The 26,883-nt window shown below is 59.8% G+C and carries 27 protein-coding genes and 2 pseudogenes; 10 read left to right on the forward strand and 19 right to left on the reverse strand.

The genetic code is table 11. The annotated features are described in order from the left end of the window. Nucleotides 1–100: 100 nt before the first annotated feature. The 9 genes from ccoS to NKH42_RS12565 all read right to left on the reverse strand — a co-directional run bounded on the left by ccoS (nucleotide 101) and on the right by NKH42_RS12565 (nucleotide 9,440). The gene (ccoS, locus tag NKH42_RS12525; protein ID WP_023679633.1) at nucleotides 101–253 is read right to left on the reverse strand and encodes a cbb3-type cytochrome oxidase assembly protein CcoS; all 153 of its coding nucleotides are present in this window, start codon (nucleotides 251–253) and stop codon (nucleotides 101–103) included. Further along, the gene (locus tag NKH42_RS12530) at nucleotides 250–2,538 is read right to left on the reverse strand and encodes a cation-translocating P-type ATPase (protein WP_352707156.1); all 2,289 of its coding nucleotides are present in this window, start codon (nucleotides 2,536–2,538) and stop codon (nucleotides 250–252) included. The genes ccoS and NKH42_RS12530 overlap by 4 nt, the downstream gene beginning before the upstream one ends. Continuing rightward, nucleotides 2,535–3,032: a FixH family protein gene (locus tag NKH42_RS12535; protein WP_352707158.1), complete on the reverse strand. Its 498-nt coding sequence runs from the start codon at nucleotides 3,030–3,032 to the stop codon at nucleotides 2,535–2,537. The genes NKH42_RS12530 and NKH42_RS12535 overlap by 4 nt, the downstream gene beginning before the upstream one ends. Beyond that, complete coding sequence (gene ccoG / locus NKH42_RS12540; RefSeq protein WP_352567096.1) at nucleotides 3,029–4,588, reverse strand: cytochrome c oxidase accessory protein CcoG; 1,560 nt, start codon at nucleotides 4,586–4,588, stop codon at nucleotides 3,029–3,031. Before ccoG ends, NKH42_RS12535 begins: the two co-directional genes overlap by 4 nt. A 132-nt stretch (nucleotides 4,589–4,720) precedes the next feature. Then, a complete protein-coding gene (gene ccoP, locus NKH42_RS12545; protein WP_352567098.1) occupies nucleotides 4,721–5,584 on the reverse strand; it encodes a cytochrome-c oxidase, cbb3-type subunit III in 864 nt (287 codons plus the stop codon). 2 nt (nucleotides 5,585–5,586) lie between these two features. After that, nucleotides 5,587–5,736, reverse strand: a complete 150-nt coding sequence (locus tag NKH42_RS12550; RefSeq protein WP_352457387.1) for a cbb3-type cytochrome c oxidase subunit 3 — start codon at nucleotides 5,734–5,736, stop codon at nucleotides 5,587–5,589. An 11-nt stretch (nucleotides 5,737–5,747) separates the two neighbouring features. After that, entirely contained in the window at nucleotides 5,748–6,479 is a 732-nt protein-coding gene (gene ccoO / locus NKH42_RS12555; RefSeq protein ID WP_352707162.1) for a cytochrome-c oxidase, cbb3-type subunit II, read from the reverse strand. Then, nucleotides 6,470–8,101, reverse strand: coding sequence for a cytochrome-c oxidase, cbb3-type subunit I (gene ccoN, locus NKH42_RS12560; protein ID WP_352707164.1), 1,632 nt, complete (start codon nucleotides 8,099–8,101; stop codon nucleotides 6,470–6,472). Before ccoN ends, ccoO begins: the two co-directional genes overlap by 10 nt. A gap of 592 nt (nucleotides 8,102–8,693) precedes the next feature. Beyond that, the gene (locus tag NKH42_RS12565) at nucleotides 8,694–9,440 is read right to left on the reverse strand and encodes a Crp/Fnr family transcriptional regulator (protein WP_352567104.1); all 747 of its coding nucleotides are present in this window, start codon (nucleotides 9,438–9,440) and stop codon (nucleotides 8,694–8,696) included. A gap of 154 nt (nucleotides 9,441–9,594) precedes the next feature. On the opposite strand from NKH42_RS12565, the gene hemN reads away from it, so the two are divergent. Then, nucleotides 9,595–10,938, forward strand: coding sequence for an oxygen-independent coproporphyrinogen III oxidase (gene hemN, locus NKH42_RS12570; protein WP_352567106.1), 1,344 nt, complete (start codon nucleotides 9,595–9,597; stop codon nucleotides 10,936–10,938). A gap of 355 nt (nucleotides 10,939–11,293) precedes the next feature. Here hemN and NKH42_RS12575 read toward each other — a convergent pair whose 3' ends face one another. From NKH42_RS12575 to NKH42_RS12595, 5 genes are all read right to left on the reverse strand, one after another. Beyond that, a complete protein-coding gene (locus NKH42_RS12575) occupies nucleotides 11,294–11,707 on the reverse strand; it encodes a DUF5615 family PIN-like protein (RefSeq protein WP_352707166.1) in 414 nt (137 codons plus the stop codon). Then, nucleotides 11,688–12,353 carry a DUF433 domain-containing protein gene (locus NKH42_RS12580; protein ID WP_352508080.1) on the reverse strand — a complete coding sequence of 222 codons (666 nt, stop codon included), beginning with the start codon at nucleotides 12,351–12,353 and terminating at the stop codon, nucleotides 11,688–11,690. Before NKH42_RS12580 ends, NKH42_RS12575 begins: the two co-directional genes overlap by 20 nt. Before the next feature lie 402 nt (nucleotides 12,354–12,755). After that, nucleotides 12,756–14,312, reverse strand: coding sequence for a dGTP triphosphohydrolase (dgt, locus tag NKH42_RS12585; RefSeq protein ID WP_352974143.1), 1,557 nt, complete (start codon nucleotides 14,310–14,312; stop codon nucleotides 12,756–12,758). 194 nt (nucleotides 14,313–14,506) lie between these two features. Next, entirely contained in the window at nucleotides 14,507–15,901 is a 1,395-nt protein-coding gene (locus NKH42_RS12590; RefSeq protein ID WP_352567112.1) for a hypothetical protein, read from the reverse strand. 207 nt (nucleotides 15,902–16,108) lie between these two features. Continuing rightward, complete coding sequence (locus NKH42_RS12595; protein ID WP_352508077.1) at nucleotides 16,109–16,417, reverse strand: hypothetical protein; 309 nt, start codon at nucleotides 16,415–16,417, stop codon at nucleotides 16,109–16,111. Between the two features lie 50 nt (nucleotides 16,418–16,467). Between NKH42_RS12595 and NKH42_RS12600 the strand changes: the two genes are divergently transcribed. The 6 genes from NKH42_RS12600 to NKH42_RS12625 all read left to right on the forward strand — a co-directional run bounded on the left by NKH42_RS12600 (nucleotide 16,468) and on the right by NKH42_RS12625 (nucleotide 20,483). Next, nucleotides 16,468–17,244, forward strand: coding sequence for an endonuclease III domain-containing protein (locus tag NKH42_RS12600; protein ID WP_352508076.1), 777 nt, complete (start codon nucleotides 16,468–16,470; stop codon nucleotides 17,242–17,244). A 148-nt stretch (nucleotides 17,245–17,392) separates the two neighbouring features. Beyond that, nucleotides 17,393–17,602, forward strand: a complete 210-nt coding sequence (locus NKH42_RS12605) for a hypothetical protein (protein WP_352508075.1) — start codon at nucleotides 17,393–17,395, stop codon at nucleotides 17,600–17,602. Next, on the forward strand, nucleotides 17,599–18,804 hold the full coding sequence (locus NKH42_RS12610; protein ID WP_352508074.1) for a PfkB family carbohydrate kinase: 1,206 nt from the start codon (nucleotides 17,599–17,601) through the stop codon (nucleotides 18,802–18,804). The genes NKH42_RS12605 and NKH42_RS12610 overlap by 4 nt, the downstream gene beginning before the upstream one ends. Next, nucleotides 18,801–19,397, forward strand: coding sequence for a 7-cyano-7-deazaguanine synthase (locus NKH42_RS12615; RefSeq protein ID WP_352508073.1), 597 nt, complete (start codon nucleotides 18,801–18,803; stop codon nucleotides 19,395–19,397). Before NKH42_RS12610 ends, NKH42_RS12615 begins: the two co-directional genes overlap by 4 nt. A gap of 226 nt (nucleotides 19,398–19,623) precedes the next feature. Next, nucleotides 19,624–20,058 carry a nitroreductase family protein gene (locus NKH42_RS12620; protein ID WP_352508072.1) on the forward strand — a complete coding sequence of 145 codons (435 nt, stop codon included), beginning with the start codon at nucleotides 19,624–19,626 and terminating at the stop codon, nucleotides 20,056–20,058. A gap of 158 nt (nucleotides 20,059–20,216) precedes the next feature. Continuing rightward, nucleotides 20,217–20,483, forward strand: a complete 267-nt coding sequence (locus NKH42_RS12625) for a hypothetical protein (protein WP_352567116.1) — start codon at nucleotides 20,217–20,219, stop codon at nucleotides 20,481–20,483. Nucleotides 20,484–20,592: 109 nt separating this feature from the next. Here NKH42_RS12625 and queE read toward each other — a convergent pair whose 3' ends face one another. The 3 genes from queE to queC are packed head-to-tail and all read right to left on the reverse strand — an operon-like array spanning nucleotide 20,593 to nucleotide 22,378. Next, the gene (queE, locus tag NKH42_RS12630; protein WP_352508070.1) at nucleotides 20,593–21,327 is read right to left on the reverse strand and encodes a 7-carboxy-7-deazaguanine synthase QueE; all 735 of its coding nucleotides are present in this window, start codon (nucleotides 21,325–21,327) and stop codon (nucleotides 20,593–20,595) included. After that, nucleotides 21,324–21,680, reverse strand: coding sequence for a 6-carboxytetrahydropterin synthase QueD (queD, locus tag NKH42_RS12635; RefSeq protein WP_023722053.1), 357 nt, complete (start codon nucleotides 21,678–21,680; stop codon nucleotides 21,324–21,326). Before queD ends, queE begins: the two co-directional genes overlap by 4 nt. Continuing rightward, nucleotides 21,680–22,378, reverse strand: coding sequence for a 7-cyano-7-deazaguanine synthase QueC (gene queC / locus NKH42_RS12640; protein WP_352508068.1), 699 nt, complete (start codon nucleotides 22,376–22,378; stop codon nucleotides 21,680–21,682). The genes queD and queC overlap by 1 nt, the downstream gene beginning before the upstream one ends. 607 nt (nucleotides 22,379–22,985) lie before the next feature. Here queC and NKH42_RS12645 point away from each other — a divergent pair. The 3 genes and pseudogenes from NKH42_RS12645 to NKH42_RS12655 form a co-directional block, all read left to right on the forward strand. Next, complete coding sequence (locus NKH42_RS12645) at nucleotides 22,986–23,375, forward strand: hypothetical protein (protein WP_352508067.1); 390 nt, start codon at nucleotides 22,986–22,988, stop codon at nucleotides 23,373–23,375. A gap of 670 nt (nucleotides 23,376–24,045) precedes the next feature. Further along, nucleotides 24,046–24,918 (forward strand): annotated as a pseudogene (locus NKH42_RS12650) (IS1380 family transposase); the annotation flags it as partial. 179 nt (nucleotides 24,919–25,097) lie between these two features. Then, nucleotides 25,098–25,262 (forward strand): annotated as a pseudogene (locus NKH42_RS12655) (LysR family transcriptional regulator); the annotation flags it as partial. On the opposite strand, the gene NKH42_RS12660 reads toward NKH42_RS12655, so the two are convergent. Both NKH42_RS12660 and NKH42_RS12665 read right to left on the reverse strand, forming a co-directional pair. Then, nucleotides 25,249–26,454, reverse strand: a complete 1,206-nt coding sequence (locus NKH42_RS12660) for a beta-ketoacyl-[acyl-carrier-protein] synthase family protein (RefSeq protein WP_352508066.1) — start codon at nucleotides 26,452–26,454, stop codon at nucleotides 25,249–25,251. The pseudogene NKH42_RS12655 and the gene NKH42_RS12660 sit on opposite strands and share 14 nt — an antisense overlap. After that, nucleotides 26,455–26,730 carry an acyl carrier protein gene (locus tag NKH42_RS12665; RefSeq protein ID WP_352458906.1) on the reverse strand — a complete coding sequence of 92 codons (276 nt, stop codon included), beginning with the start codon at nucleotides 26,728–26,730 and terminating at the stop codon, nucleotides 26,455–26,457. Nucleotides 26,731–26,883 lie beyond the last annotated feature (153 nt).

Here is a 26,883-nt window from a genome sequence, read left to right on the forward strand (position 1 = left end):
TATTCTGGCTGATCCGTTCGCACCCGTCGCGCGCCGAAATCGGCATGACGCGAAGCAACCGCGGAAAATATTCGAGCGAGTCCTCGCAGGGCAGGCTGGGTCAACTGCGTGGCTCGTCGCGGTCGATCAGGATCCGCTCGGCGGCGCCATCGAGATCTTCATATTGGCCGCTCCTCAAGGCCCACAGGAACCCCGCCAGCCCAAGCGCTCCGAGGAACAGGGCCACAGGTATGAGGTAGGCGAGCGTCGTCATGAGGATTGTGCCAGTGCGCCAATGTCCGAGCGCCTGTCATGTCGGGCATCTTGCACCGATGCATTTGACACGAAACCTTGCAGACGTAGCGCATTGCCGATGACCAGGAGGGACGAGGCGGACATCGCGACCGCCGCGATCAGTGGCGTAACGTGCCCCAGAATGGCGACCGGCACGGCGATGCCATTGTAAACGATCGCGATGGCGATGTTCTGCCGGATCAGCCGTCCGGCCTTCCGCGAAATGTCTAAAGCAAGTGGGACAGCCAGAAGACTTTTACGCAGGAACACGAAATCCGCGGCGTTGCGACCGATATCCGCCGCCGTGGCCGGAGCGATCGAAACGTGTGCGGCGCCCAATGCAGGCGTGTCGTTGAGTCCATCGCCGACCATCAGCACCTTGTGGCCAGTTCGCGTCAATGCTTCGATGTGTTCGACCTTCCCGGAGGGAAGCAACGCGGGAACGAAGCGCTCGACGCCCAGTGCTTCCGCGACTTCGCCGCAGGCAGCTTCTGTGTCGCCCGACAGCATCTCCACCGACACGCCGGCGCCGTTCAGTTGCTCGATGGCCGCCTTGGCATCGGCACGCAGCTCATCCTCGAAATCGAAAGTCGCGACAATGACCCCGTCCTTCGTCAGAACGGTTCCGCCATAGCCTTGTTTGCCTTCGCCGCCGATCCGAGCTTTCCACTCACGCCATCCGCGGCGACCCAGCCGCCAGGTACTGCCCTCGGCGATGGCTTCGATGCCGAAGCCCGGATGCTCGCTGACGGACGCGAGTTTCGGCTGGCCGGCAAAGGCTGCATTGCCAGCGATTGCCTTCGAAAAGGGATGGCGGGAATGCGCTGCCATCTCGGCCGCCATGGCGAGCATCGTCGGATCGATGGACGGCGCATTGATCAGCCTGGGCAGTCCGAGCGTAAGCGTGCCGGTTTTGTCGAACAATGCCGTGTCGATCCCCGCCAGGCGCTCAATGGCGGAGCCGTCCCTGACCATGACGCCGCTTTCAAACAGCCGCCGCGCAGCGACCACCTGCACGATCGGCACGGCGAGACCGAGCGCACACGGGCATGTAATGATCAAAACGGCGATTGCGATTGTTATTGCCCGGTGCCAGTCGCCGGTCGCCGCCATCCAGCCGAGGAACGTCACAAAGGCGGTGAGGTGGACCACGGGGGCATAGAGCGCGGAGACGCGATCGGCGATCCTGCGATGGCGGGCGCGGCCGCCCTCTGCCGCTTCCATCAGCCGAACGATTTCGGCCAGGAATGAATCCTTCGCGGCGGCCGTCGCCTCGATGGTCAGCGGACCGGTGAGATTGAGTGTACCGGCCTGGACCTGCGCCCCCGGGCCCACCGTTCTGGGCGTGCTTTCCCCGGAAACCAGGGAACAGTCGAGATCCGATGCCCCGCCAATGATCCTGCCGTCGATGGGCACCCTCTCGCCAGCCGCAATCAAGAGCTCCATTCCTGGTTCGATCTCGCCAACCGGCAAGTAGTCGCGCGAACCATCCTCGCGCAGCACCATGGCGCCGCGCGCCGCCAGCCGAGCCAGTCCGTTTACGGCCGTCCGTGCCCGTTCCCGCATCACGTGATCCAGCGTGCGGCCGATCAGCAGAAAGAACAGCAGCGACACCGACGCGTCGAAATAAGCATGGTCGCCATGGTTGATCGTCTCGTAGAGGCTCATGGCGTAAGCGAGCGATACCCCGACCGCGATCGGCACGTCCATGTTCATGCGGCTGTGGCGCAGCGCATTCCAGGCCGAGCGAAAATAGATGCCGCCGGCGAAAGCGAGCGTAGGAATGGCAATCAAGGCCGAGACCCAATGGAACAGGTCGCGGGTCGCGCCTTGCGCGCCGGACCAGACGGAGACTGATAGCAGCATGATGTTGCCCGCCGCAAAGCCGGCGACCGCGACGGCGCGGATCAGTTCCGAGAGCGTCCTGTCCTTCCCGTCAGCCTCGGGATCGAACAGGTGCGCGCCATAGCCCAGCCGTCCAAGTGTGGCGACGAATGGCGGAACCTCGTCGCCGCGCCACCGGACCGAAACACGTTTCGTTGAAAGATTGACACGAGCGCCTTCGACGCGATCCAGCTTGCCGATCGCCGTCTCGATCGTCTGGATGCAGGCGGCACAATGCACAGCCGGCACCGAGAGGTCGGTCTGGCGAAGATTTTCGCCGATCGAGCGGCTCGCCAGTCTGATTTCCTGGCCAGAAGGCAGGACCAATGTGACCTTTTCCAGGTCCAATGCCATTTCGGCGCCTGGCGCGCAGCAGCTCATTGCAGCGCCCCGTGGGAAATCACGATCCGGCGAACGTCGCGATAGGGTTCCGCAAGGCTCGCATCGGCGTCGATTTCGACGATCCAGACGCCATCCTTGGGGATGTGGTGCGCGGCGAATATCTGACCGGAGGCAGCGGCAAGAGTGACGGATTTGTCCTCGGCCTCGTAGGCGGGATGACGAAACAGCACCTTGACGCCATGCAAGGCAACCGGCTTGCCGACAGCCTCGGTGAGGCTGTAGCGGACCTCACCGCCTGCGATGGTCAGTTTGCCAGTCCAGCCGAGGGCTGCCTGAGCTCGCCCCTCCTCGGCCTTCTTGTTGAACTGCTGGCTCGCCACATAGGTGTTTTCGACGACAAGGCCGGTCCAGCTCGTGTTGGCGAGCGTCGCCATCGTCAGATTGACCGCTATGACCACGCCGAAGAAGCCAAGGATGGTGAACAGCATATGCCTGCCGGTGAATTCGCGGGATTGTCGCGAGGTGTCGCTCATCTGGCGCTCTCCGGTGCGTTGAAAGTGGCCGTATATTCGTCCGACTCGAACGTTGCCTTGTTTTCGACCCGGAACTTGAAGCTTTGCGCTGTACCCCGAACCTGATCTGCCGGCTGACGCACGAAAACCTTGAGCATCTTCAGCCGGTCGGGTTCGACCGGGATGGCGAAGGAGCGATCCGCCGGCAGGTCGATGCCGACAACGCTCATTTCGGCTCCATGCAGGCCCTGCATCGTGACAATGATCGTTCTTGGTTCGGGGATCATGTTAAGCAGCTTGACGGTGTAGCCGTTGCGGATCGAACCGTCGGACAGCGTCACGAACTGCGGGTTGCGATCGTGCAGGACATTCAATTCGAGCCGTTCGCGGGTCAGCAGGGAATAGAGCAGCGCGAGACCGACCGCCGACCAGGCGCCCATGTAGATGAAGGTGCGCGGGCGAAAGATCTTGCGGATATGGAAACGGGCCACCTTGTCGGAGAACAGGCCGTCAGCGCTCCTGACCAGTGACGGGTTGACTGAACCGGAGCCGCCCGGGGTCGCCAGCCTCATATTGGCGTTGTAGTCGGCCAGCGTCGCATAGGAAATCAGTCCGCGCTCCCTGCCGAGCTTGTCCATGATACCGTCACAGGTATCGATGCAGAGCGCGCAGGTGATGCATTCAAGCTGCTGGCCATCACGAATGTCGATCCCCATCGGGCACACCGCGACACAGGCATTGCAGTCGACGCAGTCGCCGACGGGCTGCCCGGCGGCAAGGACCCTCTTGGCGTGACGCGAGCGCGGTTCGCCGCGCCAGTCATTATAGGTGACGGTGAGGGAATTCTCGTCGAGCATGGCCGCCTGGATGCGCGGCCATGGGCACATGTAGGTGCAGACCTGCTCGCGCATCAGCCCGCCGAACGTATAGGTCGTCGCCGTCAGCACGGCGACGGTGATGTAGGCGACGGGGGCGGCGGTGCCGGTGAAGAGTTCCCCAAGCAGCATCGGCGCATCGGCGAAATAGAAAATCCAGGCGCCGCCGGTCAGCACCCCTATGACCAGCCAAATGGCGTGTTTCGATGTTCGCAGCACGAGTTTGCGCGCAGTCCAGGGACCGGCATCGAGCTTGATGCGCGCGTTGCGGTCGCCCTCGATGGCTCGCTCGACGACCAGAAACAGATCGACCCACACGGTCTGCGGGCACGTATAGCCGCACCAGGCCCGGCCGACGGTGGATGTGATCAGGAAAAGGCCGACACCGGCCATGACCAGCAGGCCGGCGACGTAGTAGAATTCCTGCGGCCATATCTCGATGAAGAAGAAGTAGAAGCGGCGGTTGGCAAGATGGACCAGCACGGCCTGGTCAGGGGCAAATGGCCCGCGATCCCACCGCAGCCAGGGGGTCAGGTAGTAGATCCCCAGCGTGATTGCCATCACCGACCACTTGAAGCGGCGGAAACTGCCAGAAGCCCGGTTCGGGAAGATCTTCTTGCGTCCGGCATAGAGCGGCTGACGGGTCTTGGCGGAGTTGACCGCATCGGCTTCGAGCCGTTCTATTTGCGTGTTATCGAGCACGAGAAGCTCCAGTCACCAGCGACGATTTCGCCGGAAGCCCGACCCATCGGTTTCTGGATGATGCCGAGGCCCGGCTCGCGCCGGGCCTCGTCGCTTGGCGGTTGGGGGGAGGACGAGAATAGGCTTGCGTTCCTATTCTCCGCCGCCAAGCGAATGGACATAGACCGCGAGTTCCTTGACCTTGATCTCGCCGAGACGCCCGATCCAGGCCGGCATGACGCCATGCCTCGGGGCGCGGACCTGCGCGGCGATGGCTGTTTCGCCAGACCCGTAAAGCCAGATCGCGTCGGTCAGGTCGGGTGCGCCGAGCTCCCTGTTGCCCTTTGCATTCTCACCATGACAGGCCGCACAATTCTCGGCGAAAACATTGGCGCCGAGTTCGATCAGGCTTGTGTCCTGAACAGGATCGGAGAGGCTTGCGACATAGGCGCCGACCTGCTTGATCTGATCCGTCGTGATGACGTCGCCAAAAGCAGGCATTTCCGACAGGCGCGTATCCGGGTCCGATGCGAAGCGGATGCCGTGCGCAATCGTCTGCTGGATCTGTTCGGCGTTGCCACCCCACAGCCAATCGTCGTCGTTTAGGTTGGGAAAACCCTTGGACCCTTGAGCGCCCGAGCCATGGCACTGCACGCAATTGACCTTGAACGCGGCGCCACCTGCGGCGATGGCGAATTCGCGTAGCGTATTGTCGGCTGTAATCTCGGAGACGGTCTTCGCCTGAATGGCAGCGACAAATTTACCCTTGGCCACTTCGGCCGCCGCCAGTTCATTCTTGACGTCTCTGCGGCTCGAATACCCCAGCACACCCCTGGTCGCGGAAGTCAGCATCGGCCATGCCGGATAGACGACGGTGTAGCCGATCGCCCAGGCAATGGTGATGTAGAAGGTTATGACCCACCAGCGCGGAAGCGGGTTGTTGAGTTCCTTGATGCCGTCCCACTCATGGCCGGTCGTCGAGATGCCCGAAACCTCGTCGATATGCTCGCTGCCCATGATCAGTCGTCCTTGAGAGGAATGTGAGCGGCTCTCTCGGCTTGCCTGCGGCTGCCGGGACGAAATGCAAAGGCAACGCATCCGAGGAAGAAAAGTGCCATGGCAAGCAGGCCCCAGCTGTCGGCAAACTCCCGCATGAAATTGTAGGTCATCGCCATTCTCCTCAGCGGTAACCGGCGGCTTCGTCATAGGTCCTGAAATCGACCAGCGTGCCGAGCATCTGCAAATAGGCGACCAGCGCATCCATTTCGGTGACCTGCTGCGGATCGCCGTCGAAGTCCCCAACCTTGGCTTTCGGATAGCGTCTCTCCAGGCCCGATGTGTCGGCATTCGCATCGGCCTGCGCCATGAGATCGGCATTGGCATGAGCGATCATGTCGTCTGAATAGGGCACACCGACACGGCTGTTGGCGATCAGATGCGTCGAGAAATCCTTCACCTCGATGGGCATGTCCTTCAGGAACGCGTAGCTCGGCATGATCGATTCCGGCACCGCCGAACGCGGCTCGGTGAGATGCTGGACGTGCCATCCGTTCGAGTAGCGGTCGCCGACCCGGGCGAGATCCGGCCCGGTGCGCTTCGAGCCCCACTGGAACGGGTGGTCGTACATCGACTCGGCCGCCAGGCTATAGTGGCCGTAGCGCTCGACCTCGTCGCGGAACGGCCTTATCATCTGGCTGTGGCAGAGGTAACAGCCCTCACGCACATAGATGTTGCGCCCGGCGAGCTCGAGCGGCGAATAGGGCCGCATGCCTTCCACCTTCTCGATGGTGTTGTCGAGATAGAAGAGCGGCGCGATCTCGACGATACCGCCGATTGTTACGACCAGCAGGGACCCGAGGAGAAGAAGTGTGGCGTTCTTCTCGATGACCGCGTGTCTGTCCATCAGGCCCATTTTCTGGCTCCTGATCGCACAGGCTGGAGGGCGGGGATGGAGCGCGGCATCGGATCCTCCTCGCGCTGGTAGCCGAGGATGGTCATGGCGATGTTCCAGGCCATGATGAGGGCGCCCGACAGATACATCGCGCCGCCGATGGCACGCATGATGTAGTAGGGATGCATGGCGGCGACGGTTTCGGCGAAGGAGTAGACCAGGAAGCCCTGCTCGTTGTATTCGCGCCACATCAGGCCCTGCATGACGCCGGAGACCCACATCACCGCGGCGTAAACGACGATCCCAAGCGTCGCCAGCCAGAAGTGCCAGTTGACGAGCCGCAGCGAATAGAGCCGTTCACGTCTCCAAAGCTTCGGCACCATGTAGTAGATCGCGCCGAACGAGATCATCCCAACCCAGCCGAGCGCACCGGAGTGCACGTGACCTATGGTCCAGTCGGTATAGTGCGACAGCGAATTGACCGTCTTGATCGACATCATGGGACCTTCAAAGGTCGACATGCCGTAGAAGGCGATGGCCATCACCATCATGCGGATGATCGGGTCGGTCCGGATCTTGTCCCAGGCGCCGGATAGCGTCATCAGGCCGTTGATCATGCCGCCCCATGACGGCATCCAGAGCATGATCGAGAACACCATTCCGAGCGTCTGCGCCCAGTCAGGGAGTGCGGTGTAGTGGAGGTGGTGCGGACCGGCCCAGATGTAGAGAAAGATCAAAGCCCAGAAGTGGATGATCGACAGCCGGTAGGAATAGACCGGTCGGTTGGCCTGCTTGGGCACGAAGTAATACATCATGCCGAGGAAGCCGGCGGTGAGGAAGAAGCCGACGGCATTGTGGCCGTACCACCATTGCGTCAGGGCGTCCTGTACGCCGGAGAAGGCTGAATAGCTCTTGGAGCCCAGGAAGGAGACCGGCATCGACAGGTTGTTGATCACATGCAGCATTGCGATGGTCACGATGAAGGCAAGGTAGAACCAGTTGGCGACATAGATGTGCGGTTCCTTGCGCTTTAGGATCGTGCCGAGGAACAGGATGAGATAGGCGACCCAGACAATGGTCAGCCACAGGTCCACATACCATTCGGGCTCGGCGTATTCGCGGCTCTCGGTAATGCCGAGCAGGTAGCCGGTTGCCGCCATGACGATGAACAGCTGATAGCCCCAGAACACGAACCAGCCGAGATCGCCGCCGAACAGACGCGCGCGGCAGGTGCGCTGCACCACATAGAGAGACGTGCAAATCAGCGCGTTGCCGCCGAAAGCGAACACAACACCGGATGTGTGCAGCGGCCGCAGTCGGCCGAAATTGAACCAGGGCTGGATGTTGAGATCCGGGTAGGCGAGCTGCAGGGCGATGACGACGCCGACCAGCATACCGACGACACCCCAGAACATGGTGGCGATGGCACCGTAGCGGATCGGCCCATCCATGTAAGCGGCGGGGTCGATCGGAACTGTCGGCTTGAACTCCGTGTTGCGCAACAGAATCGCAGTGAAGCCAGCCACGGTGAAGAACAAAACCCACATATGCTGGCGAAAAGGTTCATCTACGCCGAAGCCGGCAGCCACCAGGGCCGCAAACGCAAACAGGCTTAGAAGGACGATCTCTGTGCCGAATTTCATCGCAAGCCCCGATTTCCGATTCCGGCGGGCGCCAAACCGCAGTGCCTTATTGCGCAGCCGTGGCCTGCTCGCCCTGATCCATGTCAGAGCCGCACGATTTTGCTTCGAGCAGCATCGAGTTCGGTGCGATCAGACTGTGGCGATCGAATGTGGAAGCGCAGCACCGGCCGCCACGCTTATGGACAGGCCCGGCGTCCCCGGTCTGGCCGGGTATGGAGGCGATCGCGGGCGTGTGGGAAGCGCGCCTTCTGTGACGCTGGAAAGTAGGCCGATGCCTTGCCGAACGTCGATCGTTTCAATGCCTTGGGACAGCCAGCGCCAGCGTTGCGCTGCCTTCGTGACATTCATGATTCGGGGGAACGGCGATTTTCCCCTGCGTATGAGGCGTATTGACTTCGGCCGAGTGCGATCCTGCCTGGAACAGCCGGTTACACGTCGAGCACCTCGAGATGGATGCTTCGCCGACGAGTTGGCCGAAACGCACCATCGGATGGAGAGCGGGCTGTCGCTATGCGATTTCTTCTAAGCCCAACGCGAGCATGCCCTGCCCCGAACGAAGTAGGTGACGGAGGCCATGCAGCTTCGGTGTCATTCAAACGGCGGTTGCGCCTCGGCCGCCGCAGCGCCGTTCCAGCCGGCTCATGCTGTCCACGGTGACACGGCGGTTGTTCTCGATCCGAATCACGCCGTCCATTCTCAGGCTGGTCAGCTGACGGCTCACGGTCTCGTTTGTAATTCCAAGGAAATCAGAGATGTCGGCACGCGTCATCGGCAGCTCGAAGCACGCCGACCTGGCCGCCGGGTTAACACTGGAATCGATGTTCCGGGCGATCATGAGGAGAAAGCTCGCCACCTTCTCCGGTGCGGTCTTGCGCCCCAGAGTAACCATCCATTCGCGTGCTTCGTCGAGTTCGTTCAGCGTCTGCTTGAGCAGGCGATGCACAAATTCCGGTGATTCCTTCATCATCCGTTCGATGGCCGCTCTCGGAAACGAGCATAGCGAGACAACTGTTGCCGCTTGCGCATTGATCGCGCTTTTCACCTTGAAGGGCCGTCCCAGAAAATCCGGCGCGAACTGGAGGCCGACGATCTGCTGGCGGCCGTCCGAAAGGCTCTTCGTCAGCTTCACCACGCCTGAAAGCACGTTTGAATAGCTGTCGACCGCCTCGGCGTCGCCGATCAGTTCGACCCCCGGCTCGATTTTGTGCCGCGATGAAGTCTTGGCTAGCCGAGCCAAATGGTCTGGTTCGAGCGCACCACAGACACCGCGGTGCCGTGCCTCGCAAGACAGGCAAAGAACGGGAATGCCGGAACTGTGAATATCCTGCCGTAATGTCATTCGATCGGTCTACCGGTCCAGTGCAGGCAGGATAGCAATCGACGGTAGAAAAATCCTTGCGGCAGTTTGTCCGTGCTGAAGGTTGATCGAAATCAGGGCTTAGGCTCATCCAAGCATCCACAGTTCCGGCGACGCAAACACGGTGGACCACGACATGCGACCGGAGCTAGCTGCCAGACTTGGCGAGAATGTCCCGCGCTATACCAGTTATCCGACCGCGCCGCATTTCCATGCGGGGGTCGATGCCGTCGTTTACCGAGGCTGGTTGGAGGCGCTCGAAGGTGGTGACGAGATCTCGCTCTATCTGCACATCCCGTACTGCGACAAGCTTTGCTGGTTCTGTGCCTGCCATACCAAGCAGACACGCCACTACGAACCGGTGACCACATATCTTCGCTCACTGCATGCCGAGATCGCCACCGTCGCCGGTCTTGTCGCAGGCAAGGGCCGCGTGCGTGCCGTCCATTTCGGCGGCGGTTCGCCAACGATGCTCAAACCGGAGGATCTGGTGGCGCTGGGAACCGCCCTGCGCAACAGCTTCACGTTTCTTCCCGGCGCCAAGATCGGCGTCGAAATCGAACCCAATGATATGGACGATGCCCGCCTCGACGCACTCGCCGAAATCGGCATGACCCGTGCGAGCCTCGGCGTCCAGGATTTTGACCCGAAGGTGCAAAAGGCAATTAACCGCGAGCAGGGCTTTTTGCAGACCAAAGCGGTAGTCGACGGCGTTCGTTCGCGCGGCGTCGAATCGGTCAATCTGGACCTGCTCTACGGCTTGCCACACCAGACCAGGGAGAGTGTCGCCTCCACCGTCGCGCAGGCACTGACCCTGGAACCGGATCGGATAGCGCTTTTTGGCTACGCCCATGTGCCGTGGTTCAAGAAACATCAGACGATGATCGACGAGGCATGGCTGCCGGGTCCGGCAGAGCGGTTTGCTCAATCGCAACTTGCGGCGCGGGCGATCGTGGACCAGGGATACGAAGCAATCGGGCTCGACCATTTCGCCAAACCGGGCGATGCCCTCGCGCTTGCCGCCCGCGCCGGAACACTGCGCCGGAACTTCCAGGGCTATACGGAGGATCGCTGCGAGACCTTGATCGGCCTTGGCCCGTCATCCATCAGCCAGTTTCGGCAAGGCTATGCACAGAATATGCCTTCGACCGCCGAGTATGGACGCATGGTTGCACAAGGAGGGCTGGCCGCTGTTCGGGGTATCGCGCTTTCCGACGACGACCGTGTTCGCGGCTGGATCATCGAGCGATTGATGTGTGACTTCGCCTTCTCGGCGATTGAGCTGGTGGAGCGCTTTGGCAAAGCCGGCCAAAGACTTCTCCTCAAGGCGAGTTCCACGGCCCTCCAAGATCCTGCGCGGTTGCTTGAACTTGATGGTGACCGCTTCGTCGTGCCGGCGGAAAGCCGGCCGTTTGTCAGGAGCATCGCGGCAAAGTTCGACAAATATTGTGGAAAGGCCAGGCATTCGGTAGCGGTCTGAGCACCGCTCAGGAACGGTGCGGTTTCAGTCAATCTTGAACCGATTGCGCTACATTTTTTGGCTCTTCATAGGCGAACGTCGCGTCAAGATAGGATTCAGAACGGACCAGTGCGAACGTCTTTGGCATAGCGACGATGTCGTCCAGTCGTGCCTTCCGGCGCCGTAGTTGTTGCGACCCGAGGGCTTGCTACCTTCTATGGCATGCCTAAGTGGTGTTTGTTTTTGTCGTCTGTTCGCGACAGTCTCACTCTGCCGCGGCCAGTCTCGGCAGGTGCCTGTTCGCGCTTCGCGACGACGACAGGACCATTGATGAGATCGGTCCTGCGCCCCCGGCTTGCGGCCTGGTTGGCTTCGATCATTCCTTCGGTAGCGCATAACGGACAACGCGCAACGTTTCCTCGTCTTCGAGGGTCACTTCAAGAACCTGGTTCACAAGATCATCGTCGTCGAGCTCGATCAGAGCCATTTCGAAAAGTTCGACCTGCATGTCGAGATCCATGCCTGGCGGGCCGTTTAGGCAAACAAGCCCTGCGTGGATGGCAACATCTGCATACTGTCCCTTGGTGCCCGGATTATCCTTTGGCCCCCTAAAATCCACCGAGTTCTTGGTGACGAAGGTCCAGTCGCCTTCAAGAATGATCGGCTTGAGCTCCCAGTCCTTGAGCCCGGCGAGCCCCAGCCAGACAACGTGGCTGGTCTCGCCATGACCCTTCCCATGCGCAATTTTTGCAAGCTCGGGGGTGAGACATTCATCGATCAGGAACTTCATCCGCCTTCCTAAGTCGCGGAACACGGCGATCGGAAGTGATGACGGAGCCTTTTGGAAGGTCTCCAGTACGAGGACGCCCTCGCAGGGGGTTCGCCTCTGCATAAATCGCCGCGAGCCGTACCTTCTCCGCGTCAAGGCTCGGGTAGGCCCCAAGAATGCGCTCAACCGAATGACCGACAGTGACGGATGCCGCGACATCATACACTGGGACGCGAGTGTTACGGATAACGGGCGTGCCGCTGAGCACGTCATCCGACGACGTGACCATCTCGCGAGCCGCCTCGAGATCGGACAGACGTTCACTCGTGCTCTTCAGGAACGGCGTCAGATCGATCGTCAGAAAGTCGTCACGCACGGTCCAGTCCTCGCGCAGCAGTGCCGCCCAAGCGAGCGAGCGCGAGAGTGTTAGCTTGGGCTCAACCATCCTGATCGCAAACAATCGTTCTTCCGAGGTTAGACGTTTTGCGGTCTCGAAGTAGAAGCTGATGAAGGAGCAGGCTCCGGCCAGGACGTGCCGGCCGTTGTCAACCGATACGAAGGCATCGGGCAGGATGCGTTCATCGATTGCGCGATTGACATCTCGCAGGCTTACACGCGAGACCACGGCGGCCTCGCTTGCCTTCAGCATTTCGGCTACGGCTGCCATGGTCGCTCCTAAGTAAATCTTCCGACGCATCGGAAATATAGAATGAGAGAGTGCCTTTTTCAATGCCTAATGGCGCGGCTGGACGGCGAAACAAGAAAGCCGAACTCAGAGGCTCGGCCACTTGTGAAGGTAAAAATCGGAGCGCCGAGATGCATCCGCGGGCATGAACAAGATCGCGAAGCACCAAGGCGACGCCGCCCATAGAAACTCCAGACGGCGCCAGAACCCCAGGCCAAACTGGAATGAGTCAGGGGCCGTCCGGCATACAGGTCTTCCTAGTGAGCAATCGCCCAGTTCGACAGCGGAACGGTCGCTATGAAGTTGGCCCGCGCCAAGCACGCCGGTCAAACCTACTCGACGGCGTGACTCAAAGCCGCTCATCCTGAAATTCGCCGGTCTCTGTCAGATCGGCTTGAACATGCTTTCCGCTGAGTCGGATTTCAAACGCGCCCAGAACTCAATGGCATACCGATCAGTCATCCCCGCCACGAAATCGCACACTTCGCGGGCCCGTCCAGTGATGTTGTCTGCCTTGTTGAAACGCTCTCTGACGTCCTCTGGCATCAGAATATCGCCCTTGTCAGCCATCAGCGCTTCGAAAAGATCGGTCACAACATCGTAGCCTCGATATTCGCCCAGCTTCACGCGCGGGGCATAGATAGCGGCCTCATAGGTGTACTGTTTCAGGACTTCCTTTCGGCGCAATCGCCCTTTGGACAGCTTCACCTGGCTCTGAGGTGGACATTGCTCGTTGTAATCCAGCTCCACTGACGAGATGAATTCATGCACCAACTGCGAAGACAACTCTGTGCGGTTGTATGCGTCATCACTGATCAGCCTGGACGTCTTATAAACAGCGGTAAATCGCCTGAACCCTTCCCGCTCGGCCTCCAGCTTCTGTCTTCTGGCCACTTCGGCTGGCTGCAGACTGTCGCCATCCTCTTGGTTGCTCATTTCAGCGCCATCCGGACTCCCAGTCGCATCCACCCCCACGCTACTTCCATCGTTATCGGGCTCGCCCTGGAACAGTCCGGCAAAAATATCGAAGAATACGTCGAGCACATCTTCCTTGCTGACGTCCTCCTTGATCTGCTTCGATACGCTCGCTGCCACCTTTTCCAACAGCGCATCCTTGGTCGCCAGGATCTTCGCAGGGCTTAGGAACCCGACCTTCAGGCAGTCTTCAAGATCGTAGACGGAATATGCAATGTCGTCTGCCAGATCCATTATCGAGCATTCGAGCGACTTGAACTCTTTTCCGCGCTTTAGTTTGAAGTCGCCTATTACTGAGCTTTTGATGTTCTCGACGATCCTTTTTTCCGTAGCGTAGTAGCCCTTCTCAACCTTTGAGCCTTCAGGGCGCACGGCTTTGATCATGTTGTCGTACTTCAGGACAGAGGCCAGCGTCCGATGGCAAAGGTTTAGACCGGCCCTTATATCGCCATCGCCATCGAGAGCTTTGGCGTATTTGACCTTCTTCTCTAGCCTGGTCAGGATTCGCAAGGTTTGGGCATTGCCCTCAAACCCGCCATATTCGAGCATCGCATTGTCGAGCGCCCGTTCACCGTTGTGACCGAATGGCGGATGGCCAATGTCGTGAACCAGACCAGCGGCGAAACACAACCTGACGTCAATAAGTTCAGGCAAAGTAGTCTTGTATGTGTGGTTGATGAACTCGGGTATTCCCTGGGCGATCTGGGCCACTTCAAGCGAATGGGTCAGCCGGCTCCTGAAAAAGTCGGACTCGCGGCTGGGGAATACCTGTGTCTTTCCCTGCTGACGGCGGAAGCTAGCGCTGTGAATGATCCGACCGTGATCTCGGGAGTAATTGTGCCGGTAGTCCTTTTCTTGGGGGTCCGCGCCTCCGCGGACCACCTCCCTGGTTTCATCGTTGCTCGTGTAGAGCTTAATCTTGCTTTTCGGCGCTGTTTTTGACGGGCTCTTTGGCGGTGTTGCCATCGTTCTCTGTCTCTTCTCTCATGCGGCGTTCGAAGCGCATGCGAAGAGCCCTATCCAAGGTTCCGAGCTGCGACTCAGCATCTTTACGAGCGTTTGCGACAGCGGTCAAAAGCATCTTCGTTTCCCTTCGTTTAGCATTGTGGATACTTAATATTTTTATCGTGTTCTTATTATGTTCCGTTTTCCCACGAGCGTCAATTAGAGGCTTGGTCAGCAACCAGACGCATTCGCGTCGGCACACTGGCCTGTCGGACGACATCCGCGATGTGACTTGTCAGGCCGACCTCCCCCTCCAGTATCAGGCCATGGCCGAACGGAATCATTGTGAGAGCTACTCGTAGCGCTTCCAAGCCATCTCGAACATCGAAACTTTTCCATTCCGTAGCCTCTCCTGGGACAATTGTTGCACCAGATGAAACGCTGCGCCCCTTGTGTAGTTGCAGCAGCCACGCAGCGCGGCCGTCATATGCCCATTCGAATCTCACCGCACCAAGTTGAGCGGAAGTTCGTTGATAGAGAGTTTCAACTGCACTCAAAACTTCAGGTGGAAGTTCTTGAGGCGCCTTCTTCCCGAGCATGAAAGCGTCGCCGGCGCCAAGAACTCCCTCGACGTGGAGTTGCCCATCAGCGTCACAAATCGCAGCACCCGACCAGGTCGCGGGGACGCCTTCCTGCGCGATGACTGACGCAATTGCACGATGATCAGGGTCCTCCGCATTCAGGAGCTTGAACGGGTCAGTCCAACCTCGAACAGTCGTGAAATGGCCCGGCACCTGTTCGGTCGGACATGTCCGTGTCCAAATTTCGCGGGTGCCTGTACTCTCGCCGAACGAGAATGGAGCGACCCGGCGAGAAATAACTGTCGTTCGCGGCACGGGCACGCCGGCAAGATGACCGATCAGCAACCCGTATGCCTTGTCTCCAAGCATGCGCGAGAAGCCATTTGGCCACCTCGGCTCCACGTCAGCGGCATGCATAGCTTCATTCTCACCGAATTCCCAATATATGACGTGGGATTGACGATAGCCGCGCGGCTTGGGGTGAAGGCTGAACTCAAGGCGCGCGGATTTTGCTGACGCAAAATCGGGACCGAATCCGTAGACTATGTCGAACAGCCGGCGCGCCCAGTCAGAGCGTAGTGTCGCGAAACCCGCTTTCTCGACCCCGCGTGGCGTAACATCGGGACCAAATTCAACGATGTCATCAAGGATCACCCCCGAAACTCCGCCATCGCTGACATCGATAGTCTCGTTGACAATCGTGAACCAGCCTGCGGCAGAGAGACGCTCAACCGCAGCTACGACATCAAGGGGCGAGGAAAGTCCGTAGAGAAACTCGGCACTCTGAGGCTGGTGTTCATTGAAGCTCCGGACGTTGAGCGTGCCTTCGACGCTCCTCAAAAAGAGAGCCCCTATCGCCTCCGCCGGCGTATCGAAGTGCTGATCGGCCGGCAGCCCAGCGAGCCGGGCAAACTGCTGTATCGGAGCCCCGGCTTTCGGTGCGAAGCTAACGAATTGCGCGACATTGAATTGTTCGGCCAGTCGCGCCAGAACAGCATCCTTGCGGAAGGCAGAGGGGCGGTCGCTCATGTGGCTCGATCGATCAGGCATGGCAGTCGGTTCATTGTGCTGGCCCGGAAATGGACACGACGAGAAGGTGTAAGCCCGCCACCTTAGCGCCTTTTGTACGAACTGGACCACCAGCGACGGCTCTATCGTGTGGAAAGAGTGCTTCTTGACGTCGCAGGACGCCAAGTTGCCACCATGCGACGGCGGCCATTATAGACTCGGCGCGCCTCACGACATACCGGCCAGACCGCGAAGAATATTCATTATATGCATTCTTCTTTCCGGTTTTGCTCTAGCAAGGCGCTGAACGATTGCCTCGATCTCCGCACTGGAAACCGCTTCCTTCATAGAATGGGATGAAAGCCAAAATGTCAGCTTCCGCTCCAGCTTGTCGGTCATTTTAGCACGAAGATTCAGGACTTTACTGATGTATGATTGCGTGTAACCACAAGACAATGCCAGCTGGACCTGGCCTACCCCTAACCGGTCCATCGCCTCTCGTATCTCGTTCAGCAGAGCGGTGTTTTCCGTTGTCATTTTGATCAAAATTGGCTATGATTTTTATGAATAATGATTGGGACTGAGAGATGCAACAGGTTATTTCGCTGAAGGATGGGCAGCCGATCTTCCTGCATCTGCCGGATGCCGATGCCGAGGTTATGCCGTCGGTCCCTTGGGGGGATTTCGCGGCAGTGTTCACGCCGGCTTTCTGGGCAACGCAAGTTTGGATGGACGCGCTTGACACGCCTGACGAGAGCGGACTTGGCGAAACGCTTGCAGAGGAAGTGGTCGCGTGCCTTCTAGGCGGGCACGGCGCACCTGCTGAGGTTGGCCTTGCCGCATACGATCGCGTCCGCTCCTATATGCGCGTGAACGGTCCCCGCCTGACTCTAGCGCAGGCGGAATCACTGCTATCAGAACCGCTATCAGTCCTCGGACGATCCGTGAGATACCGGTTCGCAAAGCAACGTGCAGGCTACTTGCACAGATGCCTGGAAGGCGTTGCTATGATTGACGAGGCCCAGTTGAACGACAGAGAGTTGCGCGATAGCCTTTGTACCTTGCCCGGGATCGGTCCGAAGACCGCATCGTGGGTAGTTCGCAATCGTCGACGCAGCGATGATGTCGCTATACTCGACGTTCATATCATCCGCGCCTGCTGCCAAATAGGCGTTTTTCCTGCAAAGGCGAATCCAGCTACCGATTATTTCAGACTGGAGGAGAAATATTTGGATTTCAGCTCTGCGATTGGAGTCCGGGCATCAATGCTGGACGCCGTAATGTGGAAAGTCATGCGAAGCGTACATCCGCGCCTCTTACAAACGTTGATGAATGTTTCGAATCAGGCTCTAGTCCCGAACTAGGCGAGGAGGACCTGACATGAGCGGTGGCGGCGGAGGCAGTGGACGGAGTGATCTCGGTCCCGCTGTCGGAGGGGGATTCGATCAATGCAGCCGCGAGTACCAGGCTCCCGTTAACAGTCCGAAGCCTTCGGTCCTTGGACCGCTTAACGTGGGCAACGTTCTGGATGTCGACGTTGTGGCCATCGGTAGTTCTTCAACGCTTGTCGTACGGGATGCTGGCGGAAACCTCGGCGGGTCGCTCACGTTCGTTGGCTATCTGCAGGTGATCAACTGCATTGTTCAGCAGGCGGTGCTATACAAAGCTGAGATTCTGTCGATCTCCGGCGGCGTCTACACGGTCAGGGTCTACCCGGTGTGAGCCGCGACGTAACCGTTGCGGGCGGCGTCTACCATGAGCGCTGCCTGCAACCCGAATGGGATCGTGTCTTAGGGTCGGCAGGACGCGGCGCGTTTGCGATCGCGCAGCTTGCAGGTGGCCGCGTGCAACTACGAGGTTACGCCAACAGCCGGCTCAGCGATCGGATCGCTGTTGAGGCAGAACTTGCTGACGTCCAACTGAATCTCCTGGGTACCGAGCAGGCAGTCACTTTCGATTATGTCCATACGCTCTCGGTGCCACATATCTCGCCGCCACCGGCATTGCTGAAGAGACTTCCAGATATCAAGGTCGAGAACAACATCGTCATCCGCTATGGGATGATCGAATCAGACGTCATCGTGTCCGCGAACATAGCAGTGTATGACCCTCAATCTGCGTTCGACGCCCAACCGTTCAGGAGAAACGGTTCGTCGGCAGCTAGGCTCGGTGTGGTTCTCAACCGGTTGGAGATGCGGTCCATCACTGGGACCGACAATCCGCGCGAAGGCGCCAATTGGCTGTTTCATAATGACGGCGCCGAAGTCGTCGTCTTGAAGATGGGCGCGCTGGGGGCATTGGTCCTCACGCCCGAGCACCAACAACAGGTTCCACTCTACGAATCGGATTCAGTCTGGAAGCTCGGGTCAGGGGACGTGTTTTCCTCAACGTTTGCCGGTTTCTGGGCGATACATGGGAAGGAACCGGTCGAAGCCGCGGATTTGGCGTCGCGCGCAACCGCTTGGTATTGCAACTCGCGAACCCTTCCACCTCCCACTCCAGATATTTTGATGTCCGCCAGGGCAAAACCGATCAAGCCTGGCTCTGGACGCATTTACCTTGCCGCACCTTTCTTTGACCTTGGACAGCGCTGGCTGGTCGAAGAGGCGCGGCTCGCACTCATTGATGCGGGAGCAGACGTCTTCTCGCCCGTACATGAAATCGGACCCGGCAAGGCCGACGTCGTCGCTCCGGCGGATTTGATCGGTTTGGACGGTTGCGACGTCATCTTTGCGATACTGAACGGCATGGACCCCGGAACTGTCTTCGAAGTCGGGTATGCGAGAAAAAAGGGCATCCCGATCGTTGCACTGGCGGAGAACGAGAAGGAGGAAGACTTAAAGATGTTCGTGGGCTCGGGCACGATGGTCGCGCAGGACTTCGTGACCGCGATCTACAAGGCGATATGGAGCCTGCCTAAATGAAGACGGCATTGCTACTCTCTGGAGGCATGGACTCGGTCAGCATCGCTTGGTGGAAGCGTCCGAACGTTTGCATCACCATCGACTATGGGCAGAAGCCGGCTGAGGCTGAAATCGTCGCCGCTGGCCAGGTCGCGCGCCTCCTCAATATCCCTCACGAAGTCATTTGCGTCGATTGCTCGGCTCTAGGATCTGGGGACTTGGCGGGCAGTGCGCCGTCTGAGGTCGCGCCAGTGTCGGAGTGGTGGCCATTCCGCAATCAGCTCCTGATCACGCTCGCTGGCATGGCTGCGGTGAAGAGCGGCGTAAAACACCTCCTTATCGGCGCCCTCGCCACCGACGGCGTCCACGCCGACGGGCGTCCCGACTTTGTCGAGCATATCTCGAAGCTGCTGGCGCTTCAGGAGGGCGGCATCACTGTAGAAGCTCCGGCTATCGAGCTGGATGCGGTCGAACTGGTGCGAACCTCCGAGATCGACCAAGCGACCCTCGCCTGGGCGCACTCGTGCCACGTTGGGAATTACGCCTGCGGCAGATGCAGGGGCTGCGTGAAGCATTACAATACCTGGTCGGCTCTTGGCTGGACGCCTCACTGAAGAACCTGCTCCCAGGGAGCAGCCTGGTGACTGGTCTGCCTGGTTGCCGGCAGGCGCGGTAATACGTGAGCTTCCAAAGCCGGAAGAGCAGCGCGATCGATCATTTCTAGACGTAATGGAGTCGCGGCGATCTGCCATTGGGGCGCCTGTAAGCTGGCACGAGATTGAAGCATTGCTTTGGTACGCGTGCGGGACTCGCGAATTTCGTGGCATCGGACGTGCCGGCGTGCCTTTGGAACACCGGATTTCACCCTCCGCAGGTGGATTGCACCCCGTCCAGATCATTTATCAAATGTCGAACAGCGATCATGCGGCACGCGCCTATCTGCCCACGAGACACGCTGCAGCTTTCCTCGGCGCCTCATCCCAGGCAGCCGAACTCAACAGAGAGCAGGTGAAAGGGGTATTGGGAACCGCCCCAGGCTGCACCCTTCGGTTGGTGGCAGACCTGTCCAAAATCGATGCAGCCTATGTGAATGGAGAAAGCTTGGCCTGGCGCGATGCCGGTGTTGTTTGCGCGACCCTAAGTTTCGTAGCGGAGTGGCTTGGCCTGCGCTCCAACGTGCTGGGCTTTTCAGGCAACGCCTATCTACCCTTGATCGGGTTTCCAACAAACCGCTTCATGGCAGTCGGGGCTGTGCAAATCTCCAGTTTCGCTTAGCGGGTGCACCAAACGACAACCTGGAGATAGATGCATCGTCTGTGTGGACGCGGTTTTGGCAGTTGTGGCCCGTCGTTGATCCTAAGTGGCCAGTCCGATCCACACTCCCAATTCAACAATCAATCAACGTCTGTTCCGACGGGAACGTCTGAAAGTGAGTGACCGCTTCCCAGCCCATCGCGAACAAGTCTCACGCGCCTCCCTCGCTAAAAGATATCGACCTTGGCCAGACGATCCCTTCCCTAACCGAATATTTCGCAGCTGGTGAGCAGCACCTCTCCTCCTCCGGGCTGGCTCTGTCGGCGCCGCCGCTGCTACAGGCTATTTCGTATATGGTGAAGGCGATCCATTTCGCCGTTTGGTTGGGCATCGTCATTGGTCTGGCTATCGTTGGCCAGGTTTCGCGCCATCAGTCGCGTGATTAAAAAACGGTCGTAGTCGAAAGCACACAGCGTTCAGTTGCCTTTTCCGGCAGATACCTGACGCATTCTAGCAGAACGTGGGCACTGACACGGCTCAGCGCATGGCCCCCGCCTAGACGCCTCTCTTGTTACCCCAGAGCATAACGTGCAACTGCGGCAGCACGCGGGTTTCGAACCACCTGTCGCGGGTCACCTTTTCAATCAGCCACTCCATGCGTTTTATTATTCCGTCAAGATCGACAGGCGCGTCTTCATTTGCGAGGCGTGGCGGCGTGTGATTGCCGGGTTGCAGATAGATCGGAAGTCGCGGAAATCTCGCAGCGGCGTCTTTCGCGTAGGCGTAGTCCCTTTCGTCGAAAACAATGAGCTTGAGCACGACTTGCGGCCTGCCTTGTGCCGCCTGGAGGCAGGCCTCGAAAGCGGCCCAATCGGTCGTCATTTGGCTTGACGGCGGCTTTGGGCTGAGGACTAGCACGTCAAGGTCGGCAAACCAGTCTCTGGCCACCGAACCTTGGGTTTCCAGCGCAAAACGGTAACCTTCACCATGGCCTCGCTCGATGAGCGCGCCGAGCGGCTGGATGGCCGGATTGCCGCCTGACAGCGATACCATCAGCGGGCGGCCACCGGAAAGCGCAAGCACGTTTTGCCACACCGCGGCAATGGACATCATCTCCCATTCATGGCGGAATTGATTGTCCACCGCATGCAGGCTGTCGCACCAGGAACAGCGATAGTCACACCCGCCGGTTCTGACGAAGACCGTCGGCAAACCGATGAGCACGCCCTCGCCCTGGATCGTCGGCCCGAAAATCTCACTCACGCGGATTGCGGGATGCGTATCGGTCATGGCCGGTATTCCGCCCAGGTTTTCGGCGTTTCGCTCACCCGCACGGCCGAGGTTTCGCGCAGGCGTGCCTTGCACCATTCATAAAAATGTCTGGCCAGATATTCCGCCGTGACTTGCTCATGTCCCAGCACGTCGTTGAGATGTCGGTGGTCGAAGCTCTCGTCGATGTAGCGTTTGAATGGCGCCAAATCGTGATAGTCGCGCACGAAGCCGTTGTCGTTCAGTCCATTCGCTGAAAGCTCCACTTCAACGATGTAGTTATGCCCGTGCAGGCGCGCGCATTGGTGATCGGGTGGCAACGAGGTGAGCTGATGCGAGGCTGAGAAGTGGAATTCCTTGGTGATGCGGAACATTACGCGGTCCTCCTTCGCAGCGCATCGAGCCAGAAGTCGGAGTCCTCGTAGTCGGTGGGGTCCGGCTGCCCAGAGAGATGAAACGCCTCGCGCCGCTCGACGCAGGTCCCGCACCTCCCGCAGTGACGCTCGGCGCCCTTGTAGCAGGACCAGGTCTGCGCAAACGGCGTGCCGTATGCTGCTCCATTCCTAACAATGTCCGCCTTCGTGAGATTCACATAGGGTGCATAAATGCGAATCTCCGCGTAGCCGTCGAGCGCGTGGTCCTGCATCATCTGGAAAGCGTCGATGAAGGCCGGACGGCAGTCGGGATAAATGAAATGATCCCCACCATGCACGGCCGTCGCCACCGCCTCAGCGCCGTGCGCTGCGGCGAAGCCGAAGGCAATGGCTAACATGATGGCGTTCCGGTTCGGCACCACCGTGACCTTCATCGTGTCTTCGGCGTAGTGCCCGTCGGGCACCTCCACATTATCGGTCAGCGCGGAGCCGGAAAGGCCGCCGCCGATCTCGTGGATGTCGATGATGCGGTGCGGGACGCTCAGTCGCTCCGCGCAAAGGGCGGCGAAGCCCAATTCCTTTCTATGCCGTTGGCCGTAATCGAAAGATAGGAGGCCGGCGAGTTCGTGCTCCGCTGCCACCTTGTGAGCAAGGGTAACGGAGTCCAATCCGCCGGAGCAGACGACGAGAGTCTTCATTTTTGGGTCCTTGTTTTAACCGGGTAGGCTGCGACCGGAGATTTCTCTGCGCTCCCAGTACTTCAGGAAATCCATTTTGTGAAGTGAACGGGGGACGAGTTTCATGCGCTGACGTGCCGCTGTGTGCAAGGCGCCCTCGCGGTGAGCCTGCAAGGAACACTGACTAGCGAAACGTCACGCTTCAGCGGAATGCTCAAAGGCGAGCGCACCAGAATAAGCTCTGCAGGAGGTCCGGACCTTCGTAAACAAAGTTCTCGACGATCAAGCGCCCGGCGGTCCCGAGCTTCGAGGGACGCCACCGCGAGGGCTTCAGGTACAAGACGGCCCGAGGATGGGCTTGCCGCAAGAGAACGGACTTACCAGTGGATGTTCAGCGACGCCGATGCAGATGTCTGGAATGATCACGACATCAATTGTCGCGGCAACTTTGGCTGGCCTGCTCCTCGGGTTCCGTAGATCCAGCGCATTCCGCTTCAGGATCGGTTCGAACCGGAGCACGCCCTCGGTCAATGGACGACCAAACCCTGAATGATCGGTCGTGAGCCGACATCTGTGAACAAGCGGTGTGGTCGATTGCTATCACCCATGTGTTGCGCGCAGGTATCTTATGGCAGTGGATGAACTGGATTTGATGATTTTACAGCTGGCGGTCGAAAGCGTTCGCTCGCTCTCCTTAAGCTTCGCAGAAAAGGCCGCCGAGGTAGCAACCAGGAGCCGCGGCATCCTGCTTTTCGACGTGCGGGTCGACGGTGACGCGGAGGTCCAGCGGGTCGCAGCCATCCGATATCAGGGCGACCAGATCGGCGTGCTGGCGTTGGACAGACAGGGCCTTGTTAGCCACCATTGCATCGTCAACGGTACGTTCTCACATTTCACTGCGCCCTTGGAGAACTGGCACAGCATGCCCCTGTCGATGCAGGCCAAGATCAATGCCAACGGCCATGCCAGCCTCTTCCTAGGTGCCTTGCGAAATGCCGGACATTTGCTGGGCAGCTAGCATTTGGCGAGAATGCATCTGTGAATTTTTGCATGCGCATCGCTGCCGACCGCCGGCATGATTGTCGTGCTCGAAAAGGCTGCGGCGATCGCGGCAAAGCGATCGCCGCGATGATGGCGATCAACGCGTGGGCGTTGCATCGTGCGCGATCGTTTAGACGGAGGTCTCCGCCTGGCATCGAGCAACATGCACGGAGGTACGCAAAGCGCAAACGCATCAAGTAGTTGAAGGGACGAGCCCCTCGCGCAAATGAAGCTTGCGCTGCCGCTGTCGTCCCATCGTGCCGCCGAACTCGGGGGCGTGACGATCGACCACGATGGCCTATTTTTTGCAAAGCCGAATGTCCCGATTCCGAAGCCAAGGAAAAAACTCCGACCACAGCGAAGAATAGTAACAACACGGGCGACGCAAGCCGCCTTGCCCTCTAGCAGGGGAGGTGCTTGCGGTGCTCTCACCGACACAAGATCGCAAATGGCACGTGGGTGAGCACCAGAACTGGCGACACGCATGGTGATCGGCTTGACTCGCTGGAGGAAGCACAAGGCCTCAGTGGGCGGAGGCGCCAGCGACGGTCGAATACTGGCTGGCTGCTCGGGATCTGATCGTTGAAATGACGTAGGATTTGGTTGCTTAAGCCGATCCGAACCATTTCCCGGAGACCACACCCACCATGAACGATCTTGCGCTGCCGCTGAGCGGTTTGTCATCAGTCGGCGGCAAGTCCGTCGTCGCCCGTTTCGACGGCGGCATGCTGTCGTCCAACAGCGGCGTTCTGGCCTTGGCCGATGTGGAAAAGCGGTTGCGGGTGGCCGAGCGTCTGGCGCGTTGCATCGACGATCCGCGCTGCCCGGACCAGGTCGTCCACAGCCTGGCGGACATGATCGGCTTTCGCATGAAGATGATCGCCGCCGGCTACGAGGACGGCAACGACGCCAACCGGCTGCGCCGCGATCCGGTCTTCAAGATGGCCCAGGATGCGCTGCCGTCGGGTCGGGATCTGGCGTCGCAATCGACGCTGTGCCGGCTGGAGAACCTGCCCGGTGTGCGGGAGCTGGTCGCGATGGGGCGGGCGATGGTCGACCTCTACTGCGCCTCGTTCCGGCAGGTGCCGAAGCGGATCGTGCTCGACATTGACGACACCTTCGACGCTGTGCACGGAGGCCAACAGCTTCGCCTGTTCAATGCCCACCATGACGAGTACGGCTTCCAGCCGATCGTCGTGTTCGATGGTGCGGGACGGTTCGTCAGCGCGATCCTGCGACCGGCCAAGCGGCCGAGTGGGGCTGAGATCCGCCCCCACCTGCGCCGTCTGGTGCGGGCGATCCGGATCAACTGGCCGAACATTCGAATCCTGCTCCGCGGCGATAGCCATTATTGCAACCCGCAGGTCATCGACTGGTGCCGCGCCAACGACGTCGACTTCATCTTTGGCCTCGCGCCCACCACGACCCTGCGCAAGCATGTCGCGGATCTGGAGGCCAGCACGACGGCGCGCTTCGAAGCGTCGGCCAAGACAGGCAAGGTCCGCAGGTTCAAGGAGTTCGTGAGGGCGCCCGCGGCGCGGCCGGGCCGGCAGCACTCAGGCGACTATAACGGGCGCAGAGCCGACCCTGCGGCTTCCAGACATTGTCGTGTACAGCTTCAGACCCTCAAGCCGAGCCCGCAGGGCCTCGATTACCTTTTACGGGGCGGCGGTACGTCCAAGCCGCTTCAACAGTTAAGAATTTCGCAAAGACGATACCCCCGGATCGTCGAGCTTCCGCTGCCACTTCCCGCATTCGCCGAGGCGGTCAATGACCCGCCCTTCACAATAGTTATCCGACAAGCATCTGGATGCGAGAGATAATGTTGCCGGAGGCATCTCTCATGGCTTCTACACCTGCCTGAACGCCAGAACCGCGTTCGTGCCGCCAAAGGCGAAGGAGTTGCTCAGTGCCACGCGCACCTTGCGCTCGCGTGCCACATTGGGCGTGACGTCGAGATCGCAATCGGGGTCCAGCTCACGATAATTGGCAGTCGGCGGCACGACGCTCTCGCGGATAGCCATCACGCAGGCGATCAACTCGAGCGCGCCGGACGCGCCGAGGCAATGCGCGTGCATGGACTTGGTAGAAGAAATGGACATTGAGAAGGCGTGCTGACCGAAGACGCGCTTGATCGCCGCCGTCTCGATCTGGTCGTTGGCCTTGGTGCCGGTGCCGTGCGCGTTGAGATAGTCGACATCCTCGGCGTCCAGCCTGGCATCGGCAAGGCAGGCCCGCATTGCTGCCTCCGGCCCCTCGACAGTCGGCGCGACGATGTCGGACGCATCGGCGGAAAGGCCGGCACCGGCAATTTCGGCAAGGATGGTGGCGCCCCGAGCCAGGGCATGCTCGTAGCTTTCCAGCACCGCCATGCCGGCGCCTTCACCAAGCGACAGGCCCTGGCGATCGGCCGAGAATGGCCGGCAAGTATCGGGCGAAAGCACGCGGATCGCTTCCCATGCCTTCAGCACACCCCATATGAGCGGCGCTTCGCTGCCGCCGGCAAGCATCACGTCGGCCCGGCCGAGCCTGATCTGGTCCACCGCGCAGGCAATCGCATGGTTTGCCGAGGAACAGGCGGACGTGACGCCGAAGACCGGCCCGCGCAGGCCGAGACTCATGCTGACCTGGCCGGCAGCGGCACCCGGCATCGCCTTGGGTACAGTCAAGAGAGCGGCACGCTTACCGCCCAGAAGGATGGCGCGGTAGGTTTGCTCGATCGCATCCCACCCGCAGCCGCCAACGCCCACCGTCGCACCGAAGCGATACCTATTTCCCTCTTTGGAGGAAAGTCCGGCCTGACGCATGGCTTCGCGCGCCGCAAGCACAGCGAGCAGGCTGAAGCGGTCCATGGAGATGAGTTGCTTGCCGTCGATGTCATGCTCCGGCAGCGCCTTGATCTCGGCACCGATCCTGACCCTCAATTCATGGAGCTCGGAGTTGACGATTGGGCCGATGGCGGAGCGGCCTTCTCGCATCTCTGTCCAAATGGCGGCGGCGTTGGTCCCAAGCCCGCAAATACCGCCAATCCCAGTAATCACGACGCGCCTGTCCATTCACACCCCCTTAGCGAGCAAGCTGCGCACGGCTTCCACCATGTCCCCAACATTCTGGAGATCCGACCATGCCTCGGCCGTATTCATCTCGATCTGGATGCCGTAGGCCTGCTCCAGGTCCCAGAGAACGTCCGCCAATCCCAGTGAATCGATACCGAGCGAAGTCAGTCCCGTGGCAGCCGTTATCTCGCCGCCTGTGGCAGGCGCTATGCCGCCCTCCGACGCGGCGCGCTTCTTGATAATGGCGATTATTTCGTTGGCGAGTTGATCTGCCATCTTGTTCCTTTCCAGCTTGCGTTTTCGGCGTCGTTCAAAACCCGAGTCGCGTCGCGTTGCCAAAATTGCCCCTCATAGAGCCTGTGCGACCGACCAAGCCCAATGCCCATAGGAACCGGACGAGTTCCGGCTTCTGCGGCGTCAGCCCGATGA

This window comes from Mesorhizobium sp. M1142, from assembly GCF_040318565.1.
In the GTDB taxonomy this organism is placed as follows: domain Bacteria; phylum Pseudomonadota; class Alphaproteobacteria; order Rhizobiales; family Rhizobiaceae; genus Mesorhizobium.

What these genes read in the sequence shown, in the direction of transcription:
- NKH42_RS12600 (WP_352508076.1), top strand. Translation starts at nt 16,468, where the DNA reads ATGCAACAGGTTATTTCGCTGAAGGATGGGCAGCCGATCTTCCTGCAT.
- queE (WP_352508070.1), bottom strand. Translation starts at nt 21,327, where the DNA reads ATGACCGATACGCATCCCGCAATCCGCGTGAGTGAGATTTTCGGGCCG.
- NKH42_RS12590 (WP_352567112.1), bottom strand. Translation starts at nt 15,901, where the DNA reads ATGAGCGACCGCCCCTCTGCCTTCCGCAAGGATGCTGTTCTGGCGCGA.
- queD (WP_023722053.1), bottom strand. Translation starts at nt 21,680, where the DNA reads ATGTTCCGCATCACCAAGGAATTCCACTTCTCAGCCTCGCATCAGCTC.
- NKH42_RS12530 (WP_352707156.1), bottom strand. Translation starts at nt 2,538, where the DNA reads ATGAGCTGCTGCGCGCCAGGCGCCGAAATGGCATTGGACCTGGAAAAG.
- dgt (WP_352974143.1), bottom strand. Translation starts at nt 14,312, where the DNA reads ATGGCAACACCGCCAAAGAGCCCGTCAAAAACAGCGCCGAAAAGCAAG.
- NKH42_RS12580 (WP_352508080.1), bottom strand. Translation starts at nt 12,353, where the DNA reads ATGGCAGCCGTAGCCGAAATGCTGAAGGCAAGCGAGGCCGCCGTGGTC.
- ccoO (WP_352707162.1), bottom strand. Translation starts at nt 6,479, where the DNA reads ATGGGCCTGATGGACAGACACGCGGTCATCGAGAAGAACGCCACACTT.
- hemN (WP_352567106.1), top strand. Translation starts at nt 9,595, where the DNA reads ATGCGACCGGAGCTAGCTGCCAGACTTGGCGAGAATGTCCCGCGCTAT.
- NKH42_RS12535 (WP_352707158.1), bottom strand. Translation starts at nt 3,032, where the DNA reads ATGAGCGACACCTCGCGACAATCCCGCGAATTCACCGGCAGGCATATG.
- NKH42_RS12615 (WP_352508073.1), top strand. Translation starts at nt 18,801, where the DNA reads ATGAAGACGGCATTGCTACTCTCTGGAGGCATGGACTCGGTCAGCATC.
- NKH42_RS12645 (WP_352508067.1), top strand. Translation starts at nt 22,986, where the DNA reads ATGGCAGTGGATGAACTGGATTTGATGATTTTACAGCTGGCGGTCGAA.
- NKH42_RS12595 (WP_352508077.1), bottom strand. Translation starts at nt 16,417, where the DNA reads ATGACAACGGAAAACACCGCTCTGCTGAACGAGATACGAGAGGCGATG.
- ccoS (WP_023679633.1), bottom strand. Translation starts at nt 253, where the DNA reads ATGACGACGCTCGCCTACCTCATACCTGTGGCCCTGTTCCTCGGAGCG.
- ccoP (WP_352567098.1), bottom strand. Translation starts at nt 5,584, where the DNA reads ATGGGCAGCGAGCATATCGACGAGGTTTCGGGCATCTCGACGACCGGC.
- NKH42_RS12575 (WP_352707166.1), bottom strand. Translation starts at nt 11,707, where the DNA reads ATGAAGTTCCTGATCGATGAATGTCTCACCCCCGAGCTTGCAAAAATT.
- NKH42_RS12660 (WP_352508066.1), bottom strand. Translation starts at nt 26,454, where the DNA reads ATGGACAGGCGCGTCGTGATTACTGGGATTGGCGGTATTTGCGGGCTT.
- queC (WP_352508068.1), bottom strand. Translation starts at nt 22,378, where the DNA reads ATGAAGACTCTCGTCGTCTGCTCCGGCGGATTGGACTCCGTTACCCTT.
- NKH42_RS12665 (WP_352458906.1), bottom strand. Translation starts at nt 26,730, where the DNA reads ATGGCAGATCAACTCGCCAACGAAATAATCGCCATTATCAAGAAGCGC.
- NKH42_RS12550 (WP_352457387.1), bottom strand. Translation starts at nt 5,736, where the DNA reads ATGACCTACAATTTCATGCGGGAGTTTGCCGACAGCTGGGGCCTGCTT.
- ccoN (WP_352707164.1), bottom strand. Translation starts at nt 8,101, where the DNA reads ATGAAATTCGGCACAGAGATCGTCCTTCTAAGCCTGTTTGCGTTTGCG.
- NKH42_RS12565 (WP_352567104.1), bottom strand. Translation starts at nt 9,440, where the DNA reads ATGACATTACGGCAGGATATTCACAGTTCCGGCATTCCCGTTCTTTGC.